Consider the following 17,528-nt stretch of genomic DNA (forward strand, 5'->3'; position numbering starts at 1 on the left):
GAGTGGCAAGGCGTGCTCCGGCACGCCTTGTCACTCACCTATGCGGGGAGCTCGTGCAGGGTGCGGGCGAGGTGGGCGAGCTCGGGCACCTCGGCGGCCCGGTCGAGTGCGGCTTCCAGGGTGGCGTCGTGGGTGGGGCGGGCCTCGTCCAGCGCCGCCCGACCCGCGGGTGTGAGCTCGGTGTAGATGCCGCGACGGTCGTCGTCGCAGAGAATGCGCGTGAGCAGTCCGCGGTTCTCGAGACGGTTCACCAGCCTGGTGGTGGCGCTGCTGCTCAGCGCCGCCGCGCGGGCGAGCTGGGCCATGCGCATGTGCCAGCCGTCCTGGCGGCTCAGCGCGTCGAGCACCGTGTACTCGACCACCGACAGGTCGTGGCCGCGCTGCAGAGCGCGTTCGAGTTCTGCCTCGAGCAGTCCGTGCAGGGCTGCGAGTGTGCGCCATCCCTGCGACCGGATCTCGACGGCGTCATCAGCGACTGCCACGGGCCACCTCCTGTGAATACGACTGCCTGGTCAGAATACCAGCTTGCGCACATAGCAGGCGTGTGCAACTATTTATGACGCGTCTGCAACTACTGCAAGCGCGGTATTCGAGCTAGCGCTCTTATCTCCAGTCTGTCTGAAAGGAGTGGCTGCGATGCCACTGGGTCTGCTCGCCCTCGCAATGGGCGGCTTCGGGATCGGTCTCACCGAATTCGTCATCATGGGACTGCTGCCGGAAGTGTCGGCCGACTTCCAGGTGAGCGAGTCGGTGGCCGGCTACCTCATCTCCGGCTACGCGCTCTCCGTTGCCGTCGGCGCGATCGTCATCACCGCGGCGGTCACCCGCTTCGACCGCAAACGCGTCCTCGAGTCGCTGATGGTGTTGTTCATCGGCGGCAACCTGTTGTCGGCGCTGGCCCCGACCTACGAGGTCATGATGGGCGGACGCGTCCTCGCGGCCCTGTGCCACGGCGCGTTCTTCGGTATCGGTTCGGTGCTCGCCGCCGACCTCGTGCCCGCGAGCAAGCGGGCCGGCGCGATCGCGACGATGTTCGCGGGGCTCACCATCGCCAACGTGCTCGGCGTCCCGTTCGGCACGTTCCTCGGTCAGCAGTTCGGATGGCGCTCCACGTTCTGGGCCATCACCGTCATCGGTGTCGTGGCGTTGATCGGTATCGCGACGCTCGTGCCGTCGGTGTCCCGCCCGGAGGATGCACCGGAATCCGGCGGTCTGCGTGGCGAACTGCGGGCCTTCCGGTCTCCGCAGGTGTGGTTCTCGATCGCCGTCACGATCCTCGGATTCGGCGGCATGTTCGGCGCTTTCACCTACATCGCCTTCACTCTCACCGAGGTCGGCGGATTCGCGTCGAGCAGCGTCCCGTGGCTCCTCGTACTCTTCGGCGCCGGCCTGTTCGTCGGCAACTTCCTCGGTGGACGCGCCGCCGACAAGGCGCTCACCCGCACCCTCACCGCGATCCTCGCCGTGCTCACCGTCGTACTCGTGGTGTTCGCACTCACAGCGGGCAGCAAGCCGATGACGATCGTCGCCCTGTTCCTCATGGGCGCGTTCGGTTTCGCGACCGTCCCCGGACTGCAGATGCGCATCATGAACTACGCGGCGCAGGCTCCGACCATGGCGTCCGGTGCGAATATCGCCGCGTTCAACGTGGGCAACGCGCTCGGAGCGTGGCTCGGTGGCATCACCATCGCCGCCGGACTCGGCTTCACGTCCCCGATCTGGATGGGTGCGGCACTGACCGTGGCCGCGCTCGCCGTTCTCGTCGTCGCCACCGCGCTCGATCGGCGGTCGGAAGATCGGTCGGTGGAGGAGGATCCGGCCGTGGTGTCGGTCTAGCGGCAGGACATTTCACTGGGTCCGCGAATCCGGGACTGCGCACCACCGAATGTGATGCCTGCCACTATCGGCCAGGTTTTCCCACGTCGCTGTGTCGCAGGACACGAGTACGCACACTCTTAGGCCAGGCATGCCTTATCTTTCTGCGGGTGACAACTCAGAGCTTCTCCCGCCTTCGCGGCCCCAGTGTCGACTATGCCGTCGCGGCTTTCCGCGTGGTTATCGGCTTCCTCTTCTTCTGCCACGGAACGTCGACGTTGTTCGCGTGGCCGACCGCACCTCACGGCGGGCATACCGCAGCCGTGGGCGCCTGGCCGAGCTGGTGGGGCGCGGTCATCCAACTCGTCTGCGGCGCAGCACTGTTCCTGGGCCTGGGCACGCGTGTCGCGGCCTTTGTTGCATCCGGTTCGATGGCATACGCCTACTTCTGGAGCCATCAGCCGGACGGCGCCCTTCCCATTCAGAACAACGGCGAACTCTCCGCCATCTTCTGCTGGGCGCTGTTCCTGATGATCTTCCTCGGCGGCGGGGCGCTCTCGCTCGATCGCCTCATCGTTCGCAGTCGGCGCACGGAACAGCCGAGCGACGACCACGAGGCCGCCGGCGATCTGTCCGAAGCGAAAGCATGACCACCACCTCGTAAATCCGGGGGCGCACTCGAATGGCCCCACGAACCGCGTGTGACGACCCCGGGCGACGTCGGTGACGCAACCGCTCCGGGCCCATCAGCGTCTACACAGATCTCATACTGCCTGGACGGCAGAGATGCATGTGTGTCACGGCCACGGCCACCCGCATCACCGTGCGGCGGTGCGGGTCGGACCGTGTCCCATACCGACGCTTGCGATGCAGGAACATGTCTGTTCGAATTCGTGCCCGGCTGGTGAGACGAGAGCGTGTGACGAGCTGCGTCGTACTCCCCGGGCGTAACCCGATGGACGTATTCGACCGACTCAGTCGGGGGCGCCAAAGCTCTTGTGGCCGGGTCGAATCGATCCGAGATCGATGCGATCGCGGCGTCGCGGCGTCGCGGTGTCAGGTAGTCAGCTGACTACGTCGTCCTCGGCGACGACATCCGTCGGCAGGTCGATGCGTCGTGGAGCGCCGGCTTCGTCGCAGATCACGGTGACGAACACGGGAAACACTATCCGCCAGGACCCGGCGACGGGCGACAGCGCGCTCGCGGCGAAGTCGGCCCACTGATCCGGCAGCAGGGTCACCGGTCCGTTCAAGTGCCATTGCGGCGTCGGAATGCGGCGGTTCTGTTCCTCCTCCGGGTCGATCACGAACCGAACGTTCGTCGCCGGTCCGGTTCCGACATTGCGGAGCCGGAACCGGTCGACCGGTCCGCGGATGCGCTGAACGTGGAAGTCGACGTTCTGCGGGACGGCCGCCCGGGCGGCCTCGACGAGCTGCGTCAGCGCCGCGACTTGCTCCAGTGCCGCATCGCGCTCGGCTTCCACCTGGAGCCTCGCCTGATCGGCACGGTTCGCCCGCCGCCACGCAGCGGCAGCGACTGCGCCGGACAGCACCGCAGTCCCGGCACTCACCCACGATGCGGCTCTCATGCGCGGAAACTTACCCGACCACCGCCGGGGCGCTCGGTGCGGACGTCCGGGCCGCCGCTCAGTCCCGATAGACGGCCGGGGGTGGGCCCGCGATCGGACCGAGTGGAGCGGCGAGCCATCGGTCGTAGAGCCGCATCCACGTGCCGTCGGCGCGCATGCGGTCGAGGGTGCCGTTGACGAACCGCACCAGGTCTTCCCTGGCCTTGTTGACGCCGACTCCCCAGTGCTCCTCCTCCAGTTGGGGTCCCACGATCTGAAAATTCAGGTCCTGGGTGGCGAGCCCGGCGAGGAGCGAGTCGGAGGTGCTGACGGCGTCGGCCTGCCTTTTCTGCATGGTGACGAGGCAGTCGTCCCAATCGGGGACCGCGATGATCGTGGCGTCCGGCGCGACCCGTTGGACGGTGGCGAGCGACGTGGTGTCGAGGAAGGTGCAGACCCGCTTTCCGGCGAGGTCCGCCGGTCCGGTGATGTCGGATCCGTGCGGGACGAGAATGCGTTGAAAGGCGCGGAAGTACTCGGTGGAGAATCCGACACGCTGTGCGCGTTCGCACGTCATCGAGGTGGCATGGACGACGACGTCGACGCCGTTGTTCTCGAGTGCCGAGAACCGGCCGGCGGAGGTGAGCAGCCGGAACTCGACTTTTGTCGGGTCGCCGAAGATGTCCCGGGCGATCTCCTTCGCCACGTCGATGTCGAACCCGTGCAGGGTGCCCGTGCTCGGGTCCCGGAAGCTGAACAGGTTGGTGTTCTGGTCGACGCCGACGATCAACCGGCCGCGCGAGGCGATCTCGGCGAGTGACCCACCGGGCGGCATCCGACCGGGCGGGGGTTGCGGGCCGGGTCGCAGGCTCGCGAGTGCCCCGCACGACTCGGGGAGCGGTGGCTCAGGCGGTGGATTGTTCGTCGGCGGGATGATCTGGGCGCCGTTTGTCATCGGTCGTGTGGTGTACGTGCCCGCGACGGTCGGGGTGAGAGGGTCGGGCGCGGCGCAGCCGGCGAGGACGGCGAGGACGGCGACGGCGAGTATTCCGACGAGGTGCCGGGCACGCGGTCTCAGCCCCGGTCCGAAAAGCCTCATCTGTGTCATCAGTGGTACTCGTTCAGTCGCGGCCAGATACCCCCGCCGACGGCGAATCCGCAGGACACGCCGATAACCATGCTACCGATGGCCAGTGCCGACATCGATCTGTAAACGTCCGTCACGGCGTTGGCCTCGTCGTCGCGAAGTCGGTCGATCGCGTTCCGGAGAGACTCGTCGAGGGCGGCGAACCGCGCCGCCGACGTGCCGGAGCCGGATCCCGCGGCGATCGCCGCGGCTGTCGGGTAGTCGCCGCGTTCGAGGGCGATCTCGATATCCCGGTGCGCGGCCAGCCAGCCGTCGCGGGCCGTCACGGCGTCGGCGAGGTAGGGCGCGGCGTCGCGACCGTGCGAACTGTCCAGCTGTCGGGTGAGCTCGTCGGACAACGCCTGGGAGTGCCGCGCGTAGTCGATCTCCGACTGGGTGTCGGACCCGCGTTGCAGAAGCGCGAGGGTCTCGTCGGCGCGGGCCTGCTGCGCCAGGATGCGAGCGCGAGCAACGGTGTTGATGGGTTGCGTCCCTTCGGTTCTCGCGTGTTCGCTTGCCGACGTCGACACCAGGCTCGCGGCGGTCAGCCACACCAGGAGTCCGGCCATGAGCAGGGTGGCGACAGCGAGGCCGGGGTTGAACCGGCGCCTGCTCTTCCGTACGAGGTACAGCTGAGCGAGGACGAGCGCGACGAGCGCGGCCGCGGTCGCCGCGAAGGCGGTCGCGGGCAGTTGGGCCGTGTGCGTCTGGGTCTCGGCGACCGCCTCGGCCTGGAGAACGTAGAGTCGCTCGGCCAGCGGGAGGATTGTGTCCTGCATGAGCGCGGACGCGTCGGCCAGATACGCCACCCCGACCGGATTGCCGGCCCGGTCGTTCGCCTGAGCCGTGGCGACGAGGTTGAAGTACTCGGCGAGGTTGCGCACGACGTCCGACAACAGCGCCAGCGATTCGGCGTCCTGCGACGACACCCCGTTGGTCGCCGTGACCAGCGCGTTCGACGCGTCCCCGATCGCCTGGGTGAACTGCTCCGCACCGGTACTCGCGTCGACGCCACCGCCACCGGAGATGAACGACGTGGTCGCGGCGGCGTCGGCGATCGACAGCGAGCTGTAGAGGGCCTGGGCGGCGTTCGCCAGCGGCTCGGTGTGGGTGCGCAGGGTCTCGACGCGCTGTTGCCGCGCCCCGACTGCCGCCGACGTGATCGCGCCCGCCGCGATGACCGCAGCGATGAGCGCGATCCCCAGCACGGTCAGCCGTCCGGGCGTGGACGTGAAGAATTCGACCCACGGGCGGCGGGCAGCGGGCTCGACGAGCAGATCCTCGTCGAGCGTCGGGCCTTCGGTGACGACATGGTCGCCGCGGTGGAACATCCGATCCTCCTGCACCGCCGACGCGGGTCCAGTAGGAGCACCGACCCCGGCCGCGTGGCTGAGTTCAGTGTGCGCCGCCAGGGTCGAGTCCGGCACGTCTTCTCGACGGCCTGGCGCTCGGAACGCCGGCCTACTGACCGAAGGAGTACCGGAGGTGGGCGTTGATCAGCTGGTTCAGACGTTTGCGGAGATGACCGAGCAGGGAGGGGTCTGGCCCGGGCTCGTCGACGAGGAGTGTCCAGCGGAGGTCGGTGCCCGCTCGGCCGTCGCAGGGGAGGTCGAATCGCAGCCGGGCGTCGGGTCGGGTGGTCCAGATCGAGGACCAGACCACCAGGTCCGGACTCCGGGCCTCGATCACGGTCGGTTCGATCTCGTCGTCCAGGAGAATCAACCACGGTCGAGTGGGATCACGGTGAGGGTTGGTGAGGGCCTCGAAGATGATGTGCGGCGGCGCCGGCTGGTTGCGTGCACGTGTGCCGACTTCGAGCATGAGCCGACCTTACCGTCGGCCGGCACGCGTGGTCGGTGCCGCGCGGTTGTTGCCGAATGCGAGGCGTCGTGTCATTCGTGTGGAGTATTGACCTGAGGCGTTGATACCCAACATCTTTGCTGCGCGCACGAGGGTCGTGTTTGTCTGCTATGTATTGGCCATGACTGCAGCACCGCCACCGCCCGGTTGGCATCCCGATCCGGACGGCCGCCCTCAGCTTCGTTGGTGGGACGGGTCCGATGGACATCGGCGACGCAGCCGATGGTCACCTCACCCGCTGATCAGTCGTCGCGCCCGGCGGCCGGTGGGCCGGCTCCGTCGGTGCGTCCGGTGTCAGTGTTCAACGCCAAGAAGCGGGCCCAAGAACTGCAGGTCGAGGTAGACCGGCTGCAGCGCCTGATCGACAGCATGGGACTGGGCGGGGTCGCCACCCTCGACGCCGAGACCACGCGGTTGTCCAACGAGGTCACCCGGCTCCGGACCGAGCACACCACGCTGACCGAGCAGATCAATGCCGGTCGCCTCGAACTCGTCGAGACACAAGCCCAACAGGAACTGCAAGCGGTCGGTCTGTATCGATACCACCACCCGGCTGAGTCGTCTGTGCGGCTCAAGGATGAACTTCTGAGGGTTCAGTCGGCGATCAAGCAGGCGGTGCGGGAGAATACTGCAATCACCGCGACCGCGAACTTCACCTTCAACGGTTCCACCGTCGAAGGTCGCAAGTTCGTCTCCGACATGTCCCGGATCATGCTGCGCGCGTACAACGCCGAGGCGGAGAATTGCGTGAAGACGGTCAAAGCGGGCAACCTACCGGCCGCGAGTCTGCGCCTGTTCAAGGCCGCCGATCAGATCGCCAAGCAGGGGCAGATGATCAGCCTGCGGGTGACCGACTACTACCACCGGTTGAGGTTGACTGAACTCGAATTGGCCGCCGACTTTCACATGAAGGTGCAAGAAGAGAAAGACGCCGAACGCGAACGCCGCGAGGAACTGCGTGAACAACGTAAGGCCGAACAGGAACTGCAGGCCGAGAAGGCGAAGCTGGAGAAGGAACTGGCTCACTACCGCAATGCGCTGAACGCGCTCGAGAGCAGCGGCGACACCGCGGGTGCGGAACGGTTGCGCGACAAGCTCGGTGACGTGCAGCGAGCTCTGGACGACGTCGACTACCGGGCCACGAACATTCGGGCCGACTTTGTCTACGTCATCTCCAACATGGGTGCGTTCGGAATCAACATGGTCAAGATCGGGATGACCCGGCGTCTCGAGCCGATGGACCGGGTGCGTGAACTCGGGGATGCGTCGGTGCCGTTCCGGTTCGACGTGCATGCGTTGTTCTTCGCCGACGACGCGGTCACGGTGGAGAACAAACTGCACCAGGCGTTCGCCGACCGCCGAGTGAACAAGGTCAACCCCCGACGGGAGTTCTTCTACGCCACCCCCGCCCAAGTCCTCGGCGTCCTCACACAGCACGTCGGTGAGGTCATCTCCTTCACAAACGCGGCGCCGGCGTTGAGGCCGAGGAGAAGAACCCGAAGCCGACGAGTATCTCGTCAGCATCGGCAAGAAGGACCCCACTTTCTAGCTGCACCGCCCAGTGCGGTTCGGCATCGTCCTGGCACCGACTATCCGGCGCGTTGTGCCGAGGTTCGCGGGCCGCGTGGCCGTGGACCGGGGGAGACCCCGAGTGCGGCGAGGGGGGCGCGCTCCTCGTCCGACAAGGCGTCGGCCCTCCATTTCTTCACCGCCCGGTAGAGCCACTGGCCCAGCTGTTCGCCGTCTGCGGTCACATAGTTCGCGGGAACGAGTGCGTCGCCGTGCTCTTCGCGATAGGCGGCGATGGCGGTCAGCATCCGGCGTCGCTTGCTGTCGGCCCGTGACACGGCAGGAAGTGGGACGTCGTCGTCGCTCCATACGAACCCGATGGCGTCGAGCTGCTCAATGCGTTGGGGCGGCAGGGTGCCGAGCATGCGGGCGACACGCTGGCGATCCTGCCAACGTCCCAGCCGGAAACCGCCTTCGGTGACGTAGTCGGCGGGAATCGCAGTTCGGGGGTGTCGCTGGCGGAAGGCGCGGTAGAGCTGCAGGGCGGAGGCTGTGGACCGGTTCTCTCGCATCGAGATCGCATCCTTGTGAAAGCCGTCTAACGTTGTCCGGATAGTCATTGACTCAAGTATGTCAACCTGTTTGACGTTCTGTCACGCAACTCGACTCGTGTCGGTGCGTAAATTGCAGGCAGATGCGGTGGTGATCGGTGCGCGAGGGGAGGAGAACGGATGGGTTCGGGGTGGAAGATGCGACGCGTCTGTCTGGCGGCTGCGGTGGGTTCCACCGCTGCCGGGCTGGCGGTATTTCCCGGCTCGGGTGTGGCAGCGGCGCAGTTGCCGTCGCAATGCGCTCAGTCCGGCAAGGCGGTGACCTGCACTTACACGGACAACAGCGGGGCAGTGTCCGATCCGGGAGGGGTGCAGGGTGTGCCGTTGACGATTCCGGACGGCGTCTGGAATGTGCACATCGAGGCGACCGGTGGCCGCGGCGGTGACAGCTGTTGCAGCACGGCCGCTCCCGGAGGCCCGGGAGCGGTGGCCGGTGGTGACGTGTGGCTCGTTCCGGGATCGACGGTGTACATCAGGGTCGGCGAGAACGGTCACGGCGGCGGCTCTGACGCGCTGACGCAGGTGGAGGGCGGGGGAGGTAGCGGAGGCACCACCGATTGGCGACGCAACACCACCCCACCGAACGTCAACGGCGGTGACGGGGGTGGCCTTTCAGAGGTCGTTCTCGATACCGGAAGGTCGAGCGTGCTGGTGCCGCACCGTATCGCATTGCCGCTGGTGATCGCAGCGGGAGGGGGCGGGGGTGCGTCGACGTCGAGCGGACTTCTTTCGCCGGGTGGCGATGCGGGACGGCCGGGTGCCGGCGCGCGCGGCGGCGGAACACCGGCCGGCTACGGCGCGTTCGGAGACGGCGGCGGGCAGGCGGTGTTCGGGTCCGACGGGTCCAGTCCGGCAGGTCTTGCCGGTGGGCCCGGATACGGCGGCAGTGCAGGAAGTTCCGGGGCCACGTTCCCGGTTGCCGTCGGCGACGGGATCGGGGGTGGGGGCGGCGGCGGAGCCGGCTGGTACGGCGGTGGTGGCGGCGCCGCTGGTGGGCGGATCGGCGGCCCGGGTGAGGCGAACGAGCCGCCGGGCGGTGGTGGCGGCGGTCTGTCCCTCGTACCGTCGGGCGGCACGATCGGACTGTCGTCGTCCGACTCGGCACCCTCCGTAGTCGTGACGTTCACGCCGGCGTAGCCGAGGTTCGGCCGCCCGCCTCCGACCTCTGCCGGGTCTTCTGCGCCAGCTCTCCCAGGCGGCGGGCACGCGCGATCTCGGCAGGCGTGAACGGCTCGTCCGCGGGCCGGACGAAGACGAGCGGTGCGTCGTCACCCGACGGGATCTCGACGCACGCCGCCGCGGTGGGATGATCGCCTACGCGCGAATCGACGTACTGGGCACCGAGGAGTTCCGCGATCGACAGGGGCAGTTCGGACGGATCGGCCGCCACCCGGGCCGCCAACGTGAGCGCCTTGGTCTGGCCGTCGATCAGGGCGAGCGCCGACGCGGGCCAGATGCCGACGCTGTGGCCGCCCCCGGCCCTGACGGCTTTCGACAGAGCGTCCGGCGACGTTTCCCGGCACGCTCCGACGATCAACTCGTCGAGAGAACCGCCGTCGAGGTGATGGACGTGCACGGTCAGGATGTTCGCGTCCAGCTCCGCCAGGTGGTGGGCCAGCGACTCGAGCTGTCCGGGGCGGTCGCTCACCCGGGCGCGGATGCGCCACAACGATTGCCCGGTCGTGAGGGGGCCGTGCTCCCCACCCGGCGGACCGTGCAGCCACCCGCCGAGCAGCCGCATCGCGGACGGCTCGACCACCCAGATCACCAGCACCGTCGTGGTGACCGTGAGGACCGTGACGGTGAGCAGATACGACGCGTGGAAATGGATGACCAAGGCGTGGAGCAACAGTTCGACGGGAAACACGGCACACAGCTTCGCCAGCGCCAGGCGGACGCGTCGGGGATGCGGAAGCCGGCCGCACGCCTCGCACGCGTTGACATGAACTCCGGGTTCTCTCACGGCATCGGTCATGCACCCACTGTCGCCCCGCCGTATTGCGAAGTGGTTTCCTCGCACGGTCGGTGGTGTGACGGGTCGACGTGAAATGCATTGGAGCGCAATGTGAATGTGGTGGGGGACACGGCGACGGCGGTGTGAGCGGGGGCACGTGCCCGAGGTCGATGTGTGCGCGGACATGGTTGCGCCGCTGCCGCCGGGGACTGACGCCCGGCAGCAGCGGCGTGTTCGGGGTGAGCTCAGCGCAGTGACGCGGCGTCGCTCAGATCCGTTCCCCGGGTTTCCGGGGCCATGAGGAAGCTGACGAGTGCGCCCACTCCGGCGATGCCTGCGGCGATGTACATCGTTGCGGAGAGGCCGAGGTTGGACAGCGCCCACGGGGTGGCGAACGTGCCGATGGCCGCGCCGATCCGGCTGATCCCCGTGCAGAGGCCGACGGCAGTGGCTCGCACCTCGGTGGGGAACAGTTCGTTGGGGTAGATCCATTCGAGGATGGAGGGTCCGCCGTTGAAGAGCGCGTAGATGGCGAACGCGAACGCGATCACCCACAGGCCTGCGTCCGGCTTGATCGCGAGGAAGAGCAATCCGAGACCGGACAGGACGAATCCCCAGATCAGGATCGGTCGCCGCCCGAGCCGATCGACGAGCAGCAGTGCGACGACGTTACCGATGAGGAAGAACAGGTTGATGAGGCCGTATCCGATGTGGGCAAGATTTCCGGAGCCGAGGTTGAAGAGCTCGAGGATCTGCGGACCGAACGCGTAGATGGCAAAGAGCGTCACGATCGTGCACGTCCAGAAGATCGAGATGAACACGACCCGCCGCAAGTACCCTCCGTGCATCAATCCGCGAATGGACGTGCTTCCTTCCTCGTCGGGCAGATCGTCCAGCGTTGCATCCTCCCCGATCGTCTTTCGCAACACCGTCAGTGCCTCGTCGGAACGTCCCTTGCTCAGCAGCCAGCGGGGCGACTCGGGGATGCTCGTGCGAGCGATGACGATCAGGGTGGCGGGAACCGCGGAGGAGAGCAGCATCCACTTCCAGCCGTCGGGATTGCTGAGCAGGAGGTAGCCCACGAACGCGGCGGCGGTTGCGCCAACGAACCACATGGCGTTGAGGCCGCCGACGAGTTTGGCGCGCCACGCCTTCGGTGCGAACTCCGTCACCAGCGCCGTCGCGATCGGGTAGTCGGCGCCGACTGCGATACCGATGATCAAGCGCAGGATGAACAGTTGCATTTCGTCCGCCGCGAAGAATTGCAGCACCGAGCAGACGATGATCACGATCAGATCGATGGTGTACATCAACTTGCGACCGATCCGATCGGTCACCGCGCCGAACACTGCACCACCGAGGAAGACCCCGATGAGAGCGGAGGATCCGATGAGGCCGGCCCACAGCGCGCTCATGTCCCATTGTGCCTGGATCTGCACCATCGCGATGCCGATGATGCTGAGGATGTAGCCGTCGAGGAAGGGGCCGCCAGACGAGAAGAGGGCGAGTTTGGCGTGAAAGCCGTTGAGCTTGGCACTGTCCAGTGTGACGCCCGATCGGGCGGTGACGGTGGTGTCGAGGTTCATCTGAGGAATCCCATCGGAGGTGTGGGCTTGAGGGTTGGTCCCCACGTGATGTGGTTGCTGCCACATTAGGAAGTGAATCGGCTTCGCGGAATTACCAATCTCCTACCAATTCATGCCCGGTGCTTATCAATTCGAGGGTCGACGGCGGCAATCCCGTCGATCTCGATCCGTTTGTCGCCGCGGAATCGCGCGACCTCGACAGTCGTTCGTGGAGGCAGCGGAATGCCTTCCAAGCGCTCGAGATAGGCGTCGTTGTATTCGTCGAACTCCGAGAGGTCGGCCAGGTACACCGTGGCCTTCAGGAGTGTGTGCAACCCGCCGCCCGATGCCTGGAGCGTGGCTTCCAGGTTGTCGAGTGCGACCCGGACCTGATCGCCGATCGCGGTCGGGGTCTGCCCGTCCGCCGTGGTGGGTATCTGCCCGCAGGCCCAGATGGTGTCGGCGAACACCGCAGCCCTCGCGTACGGTCTCGCGGTGCCGGCCGGGTGCGGGACGAGTTCACGCTGATCAGTCATGAGTTGCCTCCGGGACGAGGAATCGCCTGCCGAGTTCGTACGCCCGCGACCACGTCGCGGTGTCGACGAACAGTCCGTAGGAGACGGCGTGGCGATACCGCGTCTCCCGTTCGGCGGCGGTGTGGACGGGACGGGTGGTGTGCGCGGCGAGCGGCGCCGTCCGGACGAGTGTGCCTCCGCCGTACTCACCGTCGGTCGTTGCGCCGGCTGGGAGTGCCGCGGGGGAAACGCTGCGGTACATGTCGCCCGCGCCGGTCACGACAGTGGCGTCCGCCGGTTGCCCGCGGTCGTCGAGCGTGATCAGCCACAGTGTCGCACCGGACCGGGCGGCGGCGTGGAGGGCATACCAGGCGACGGCCTCGTGATCGACGATCCGAGGCAGGAGGACCGGACGCGATTGCGCCAGTGCCAGATCGACGGCCAGCGGGCCCATCAACAGGGCACTCCTTGGTGAGCGCTCGACGATGTCGGCTCCCGGCCCCCTGGTCAGGGTGGCGTCGGCGGGAGGCGAATCGAGTTCGGCGATCGTGTGCAGGAGCGTGTCGATACCGCTTCGGGCGTGGAGTTGCATCGAGGTCACGGTTTCGGCCGCGGCGCCGGCTTCGCCCGCGTCGACTCCCGCGGCGTACAGGGCGCGGAACGCGGTCTCGCGAACCTCACGCACTGCCAACCTGATTCGGTTTCCCGCAGGGGGTACGGTGTCGTGCTCGAGTTCGTGGGTGAGCATGTCGGTCATCGGCGTTCCTGTGTGTCGTGCAGTCCGGGGAAGACGTCGTCGAAGATCCGCAGCCAGTTCTCGCCGAGAATCTTCGCGACGGTCTCGTCGTCGAGGCCGACCTTCTGCAGGCATTCGGTCAGTACCGGGAAGTCAGACGGCCCCGAGAACCAGTTCGGCCACATCGGCCACTCGGGTTCGACGGGGTTCTGACTGGGCGGTCGCCAGCGCCCGTTGCGCAACCAGGCGACGTAGTCCTCCGACCAGTTGCGCGTGCAGTCACTCCCGATCGCGACGTGGTCAGGGCCGATCTGGTCGACGAGTCGCGCGACCATGACCGCGAAATCCGAACTGGAGGTGGCTTCGCCGCCCAGTACGTTGGGGTAGAGGCAGCAGCCGATCACGCCGCCACGCGCGGCCAGCGCGTTTATGACCTCGTCCGGCTTGTTGCGGGGACTGTCGACGAACCACGTCGGGTTCGAATGGGTGATCGCGACGGGCGTTCGGGAGGCCTCGATCGCGTCCAGGCAGGTGCGGTTCCCGACATGGGAGAGATCGACGAGCATGCCCACCCGATTCATCTCGGCGATCATGATGCGCCCGAACGCCGTGAGTCCCGAGTCGTGTTCGTCGTAGCAGGCGCCACCCGCCAGGTTCTGAATGTTGTAGGTGAGCTGGGCGACACGAACGCCCAGTCGGTGGAAGATCTCCACCATCCGGTAGTCGTCGCCGAACGGGGAGGAATTCTGAAACCCGAGGAGCACGGCGATTCGGTTGTCCCGCTTCGCGGTGCGGATGTCCTCGGAAGTTTCCGCGAGGGTGACGATGTCGTCGTTGTGGGCGGTGAGCTGATACCACTGTGCGACGGCGCCGAGCGTGTCGGCGGGGCCGTCCCACACCGCGCAGGTGGCGTTCACCCCGGTGACGCCGCCGGCCCGCAGTTCCTCGAGGACTTTCCGATCCCAGTTGTTGATCTGAAGTCCGTCCACCACCAGCAGGTCGGAGTGTGTGAGCGTGTGCACTAGGAGTCCTTTCGCGGCTTGCGGGTGAAGATCCAGTCGTCGTCCACCCCGGCGGCGACGTCGTCGGCCCGTGGGGCTCCCGAGTAGAGGGTCACCCGGAGCCAGTCGGTCGATTGCGGGCTGTAGTTGTCCATTCCGTACATCGCGAGTTGGAACCGCTGCAGATTCAGGGGGAGGAAGTTCCGGGCGAGCAGGTTGTCGCGCGCCTCCGCGTACGGGACGTCGGCGAGCGTCTGGACGCGGGCGACGATGCCGCGGTGCCGAGGATGCCCGACGAGAAAGGCGGCGACCGTGGCGTCGTCCGGAGCAGCCGCCAGATCGTGTTCCAGGGCGGCGACGGATCGGGCGACGTCGATCGGATGCTCGACGTTCTCGCCCGGATCGACTCCTCTGCGTCCGCGGCGCGGCTCCTCGTTGTTCTCGGAGGAGAACCAGAAATGGGCCTGCTCGTCGGGGTCGTCGAAATCGAAACTATGCACCCACGCATAGCCGTCCCGGAGGACGGCGCGGAGCTCGGCGCAGGTCTGCGCGGGTTCGACGGCCTGTCGCTGGTCGCAGTGCAGCAATTCCTCGACCTCGGTGTCGAGTTCCGGATGTACTTCGACGATCACGGAGTCCATCACGCCGCGGGCCTCCACCCCGATCGATGCGGCTCGGTCGTGCAGCGCCTTCCAGGCATGGGTGGTTCGCGTGCCTCCGATCGTCCCCGTGCCGATGTACTCGGACAGCTCGTCCCGGAGCAGGTCGAGGTGGGAGGAGAGCTCGCCACAGGTGACGAAGGGTGCCGTCGACAGGGCCGCTCGTTCGGCGAAGTAGTGCGTGGCCCGGTCGAGCAGGTCGCGGGCGGTGCGGATGCGCGGGTCGCGGGGTGCGGTCGTCTGCGCGAGTGCGTGCGCGAGCGGGAGTTCGCGTGTGGCGCACCAGGCGTCGAGTACCTGCGGATGGTTGACGACGTAGGGCACCATCCCGAGACCGGTTGCGTTGCCCAGCCCGAGGTAGCGTCGCCAGTCTCCGGACAACCGCGCCGACCGGGGGTTCCGGGATCGGGCACAGTGCTCGACCAGGTCGTAGCTGAGTTCACGCAGCAGCCAGGCGGTCAGCATGTGAGCCCGGTAGGGCAGTCGCAGGGGATGGTCGGCATCGAGCCGATCGAAATCCGCGAGCCCGAACTTGCCGTTGCTGTAGAACGCGGTGCTCCGCAGGATGTAGGCGGCGTCGCCCATCGTCGTGATGTCCGGTTGACTGCCCGCGGCCAGCCGGTCGACGACGTAGTCGAAGAAGCGGGCGCTGCGGTTTGCCCGGGTCCAGATGAGCGTTCCGTCGTCGGCCCGGCCCTCTTCCTGGCGCGGTACCTGCAATCGCAGTGCGCTCGAACGACTCTCGGTGAGCGGGCCCTCGATCAGGGCGCCGGTGACGTCCCACGCCTTTGCGATGACCCGGTCGGTGCGATCACTCTCGGCGAGGGTCGTCGAGAACACGACGAATCTCACCTCGCGCCTGCCGATGACGACGCGGTACACGACCTCGCCGCGACCGTCGGCGTCGACGTCCCACCGCTCGCGTTCGACCTGCCAGTTCTGCGCGGCCGCGGTCCGGAGGAACGAGCGGGCGAAGCTGTGACGGGTGTAGCGGGCGGCTCCCATGTCTGCCGGGTCCAGGACCTGCTCGGGTGAGCGGGCCGAGATCTGCGTCCGGCGGAGCAGTTCCGTCGGTCTCATGCCTCGCTCCTCGGTGTTCCGGTGCGGGCGTAGGCGATCTTGCTCCACGTGAAGAACTCGGCGCTCGTCGCCGCATTCTGCTCACGGGGTGCGGGGAAGGAGGAATCCTTGAGTCCGCCGAAGGGAGCGTGCAATTCGGAGCCGGTGTTGGGCGCGTTGACCTTGATCAGGCCGGCGTCGAGGTCTCGAATGCAGCGCCGCGCGGCCCGCTCGTCGCAGGTGAAGACTGCGGCGGTGAGACCGAACGGCGTCGCGTTCGCGATGTCGATGGCCTCGTCGAGGTCGTGGGCGCGCAGGATCGTGGTGACCGGTCCGAACACCTCCTCCCGGCTGATGGTCAGTGCGGTGGTGCCGGCGAGCAGGGTGGGGGCCACGAATGCCGCCCCCGAGGTGGGAAGTGACGCACGCGCCAGCAGTTCGGCGCCCTCGGACAACGCCTGTTCGATCGCCGCCGTCACTTCCTTTGCCGCGCGAGGCGAGACGAGCGGACCGACCTGGGACCCGGAGGCCAGCCCGTCGCCGACCACCAGTTCCTCGACGCGCGCGACGAGCTCGGGAACGAGGTCGTCGTAGGCGTCGCCGACAGCGATGATCCTTCTCGTCGCCGTGCATTTCTGGCCGGTGCTTCCCATGGCACCGGCAATCAGGACGGCTGCCGCCTCGCTCGGATCGACGTCGGGGAGCACTATTGCCGCGTTGTGCCCGCCGAGCTCCATCTGAACCTTTGCGCCGCGCGGGACCGCGGCCGCCTGGATCGACCTGCCCACCGGAACCGAACCGGTGAAGGTGACTCCCGAGATCTCCTCCCGGGCCACCAGTTCGGCGCCGATCGGGCCCGGGCCCAGGATCATGTTGACGACACCCGCCGGGACACCTGCTGCGGCAAGGACTTCGGCGAAGGCGGCGGCAACGGCCACCGTGTCGCTGGCGGGTTTCCACACCACCGTGTTGCCCCACAGCAGTGCCGGTGCCAGCTTCCACGCGGGAATCTGCAGCGGGAAGTTCCACGGGGTGATGGCGGCGACCACACCGAGCGGTCGGCGAACCGTGCGGATCACCTCGTCGGGATGCGAGGAGGGGAAGGTGGCGCCGTCGGCGTTCCGTGCCTGGGCTGCGTGGTAATACAGGGTCTCGACGGTGGCGCCCACCTCGGCTCGCGATTCGGGGAGCGTCTTGCCCTGCTCGCGGGTCATCAGAGTCGCGACGGCCTCCGCACGATCGGCGAGGATCTCGGCTGCCCGGCGGAGGACGAGTCCGCGCGCGATGATCCCGCGGTCGTCCCACTCGCGGCGTGCCGACAGAGCAGCAGCGACTGCCGCGTCGAGAAGATGTGTGTCGGCTTGGTGGTACTCCGCGACGACGGTCTCGTCGGACGGGTTGGTCGTCGCGGTGACCGGACCGTCGCCGTCCACCCATTGACCGCCGATCAGGTGGCGGAGACGATTGTCCGTGTCTGGTGCGGTGAGGTGGTGCTGCACTGCTGACTCCTCGAAGGCCTGGTAATTCGGTGCCCTCAACGCTAGGCCCGG

Annotated in this window: 16 protein-coding genes and 1 pseudogene; 4 read left to right on the forward strand and 13 right to left on the reverse strand. The window is 67.3% G+C overall.

Translation table 11 applies throughout. From position 1 onward, the window contains the following. Positions 1-38: 38 nt before the first annotated feature. Entirely contained in the window at positions 39-482 is a 444-nt protein-coding gene (locus RJ1_RS03540) for a MarR family winged helix-turn-helix transcriptional regulator (RefSeq protein ID WP_072939140.1), read from the reverse strand. A gap of 154 nt (positions 483-636) precedes the next feature. Here RJ1_RS03540 and RJ1_RS03545 point away from each other — a divergent pair, with 154 nt between their 5' ends. Beyond that, the gene (locus RJ1_RS03545; protein WP_073358508.1) at positions 637-1,836 is read left to right on the forward strand and encodes an MFS transporter; all 1,200 of its coding nucleotides are present in this window, start codon (positions 637-639) and stop codon (positions 1,834-1,836) included. A gap of 149 nt (positions 1,837-1,985) precedes the next feature. Continuing rightward, complete coding sequence (locus RJ1_RS03550; protein WP_073358509.1) at positions 1,986-2,465, forward strand: DoxX family protein; 480 nt, start codon at positions 1,986-1,988, stop codon at positions 2,463-2,465. 414 nt (positions 2,466-2,879) lie between these two features. On the opposite strand, the gene RJ1_RS03555 is transcribed toward RJ1_RS03550, so the two are convergent. The 4 genes from RJ1_RS03555 to RJ1_RS03570 form a co-directional block, all read right to left on the reverse strand. After that, positions 2,880-3,404: a DUF8453 domain-containing protein gene (locus RJ1_RS03555; protein ID WP_073358510.1), complete on the reverse strand. Its 525-nt coding sequence runs from the start codon at positions 3,402-3,404 to the stop codon at positions 2,880-2,882. A gap of 58 nt (positions 3,405-3,462) precedes the next feature. After that, positions 3,463-4,491 carry a glutamate ABC transporter substrate-binding protein gene (locus RJ1_RS03560; RefSeq protein ID WP_073358511.1) on the reverse strand — a complete coding sequence of 343 codons (1,029 nt, stop codon included), beginning with the start codon at positions 4,489-4,491 and terminating at the stop codon, positions 3,463-3,465. Then, complete coding sequence (locus RJ1_RS03565) at positions 4,491-5,840, reverse strand: GlnX family signal transduction membrane protein (protein WP_240320014.1); 1,350 nt, start codon at positions 5,838-5,840, stop codon at positions 4,491-4,493. Before RJ1_RS03565 ends, RJ1_RS03560 begins: the two co-directional genes overlap by 1 nt. A gap of 130 nt (positions 5,841-5,970) precedes the next feature. Continuing rightward, positions 5,971-6,330: a hypothetical protein gene (locus RJ1_RS03570; protein WP_073358513.1), complete on the reverse strand. Its 360-nt coding sequence runs from the start codon at positions 6,328-6,330 to the stop codon at positions 5,971-5,973. Between the two features lie 408 nt (positions 6,331-6,738). Here RJ1_RS03570 and RJ1_RS03580 point away from each other — a divergent pair. Then, positions 6,739-7,737 (forward strand): annotated as a pseudogene (locus RJ1_RS03580) (SNIPE associated domain-containing protein); the annotation flags it as partial. Positions 7,738-7,958: 221 nt separating this feature from the next. On the opposite strand, the gene RJ1_RS03585 reads toward RJ1_RS03580, so the two are convergent. Further along, positions 7,959-8,450, reverse strand: coding sequence for a helicase associated domain-containing protein (locus RJ1_RS03585; RefSeq protein ID WP_073358515.1), 492 nt, complete (start codon positions 8,448-8,450; stop codon positions 7,959-7,961). Between the two features lie 159 nt (positions 8,451-8,609). Between RJ1_RS03585 and RJ1_RS03590 the strand changes: the two genes are divergently transcribed. Beyond that, the gene (locus tag RJ1_RS03590; protein WP_073358516.1) at positions 8,610-9,626 is read left to right on the forward strand and encodes a hypothetical protein; all 1,017 of its coding nucleotides are present in this window, start codon (positions 8,610-8,612) and stop codon (positions 9,624-9,626) included. Here RJ1_RS03590 and RJ1_RS03595 read toward each other — a convergent pair. The 7 genes from RJ1_RS03595 to RJ1_RS03625 all read right to left on the reverse strand — a co-directional run bounded on the left by RJ1_RS03595 (position 9,613) and on the right by RJ1_RS03625 (position 17,477). After that, the gene (locus RJ1_RS03595; RefSeq protein WP_073358517.1) at positions 9,613-10,464 is read right to left on the reverse strand and encodes an ACT domain-containing protein; all 852 of its coding nucleotides are present in this window, start codon (positions 10,462-10,464) and stop codon (positions 9,613-9,615) included. The two genes, RJ1_RS03590 and RJ1_RS03595, sit on opposite strands and share 14 nt — an antisense overlap. Before the next feature lie 224 nt (positions 10,465-10,688). Next, complete coding sequence (locus RJ1_RS03600; protein WP_073358518.1) at positions 10,689-12,029, reverse strand: MFS transporter; 1,341 nt, start codon at positions 12,027-12,029, stop codon at positions 10,689-10,691. 110 nt (positions 12,030-12,139) lie between these two features. Beyond that, entirely contained in the window at positions 12,140-12,544 is a 405-nt protein-coding gene (locus tag RJ1_RS03605; protein WP_073358519.1) for a RidA family protein, read from the reverse strand. After that, complete coding sequence (locus RJ1_RS03610; protein ID WP_073358520.1) at positions 12,537-13,280, reverse strand: hypothetical protein; 744 nt, start codon at positions 13,278-13,280, stop codon at positions 12,537-12,539. The genes RJ1_RS03605 and RJ1_RS03610 overlap by 8 nt, the downstream gene beginning before the upstream one ends. Further along, entirely contained in the window at positions 13,277-14,281 is a 1,005-nt protein-coding gene (locus RJ1_RS03615) for a membrane dipeptidase (protein ID WP_073358521.1), read from the reverse strand. The genes RJ1_RS03610 and RJ1_RS03615 overlap by 4 nt, the downstream gene beginning before the upstream one ends. Next, positions 14,281-15,999: a hypothetical protein gene (locus RJ1_RS03620; protein ID WP_073358522.1), complete on the reverse strand. Its 1,719-nt coding sequence runs from the start codon at positions 15,997-15,999 to the stop codon at positions 14,281-14,283. The genes RJ1_RS03615 and RJ1_RS03620 overlap by 1 nt, the downstream gene beginning before the upstream one ends. Next, on the reverse strand, positions 15,996-17,477 hold the full coding sequence (locus RJ1_RS03625; protein ID WP_073358523.1) for an aldehyde dehydrogenase family protein: 1,482 nt from the start codon (positions 17,475-17,477) through the stop codon (positions 15,996-15,998). Before RJ1_RS03625 ends, RJ1_RS03620 begins: the two co-directional genes overlap by 4 nt. Positions 17,478-17,528 lie beyond the last annotated feature (51 nt).

The sequence above is a fragment of the Rhodococcus jostii NBRC 16295 genome (genome assembly GCF_001894825.1).
Taxonomy (GTDB): Bacteria; Actinomycetota; Actinomycetes; order Mycobacteriales; family Mycobacteriaceae; genus Rhodococcus_F; species Rhodococcus_F jostii.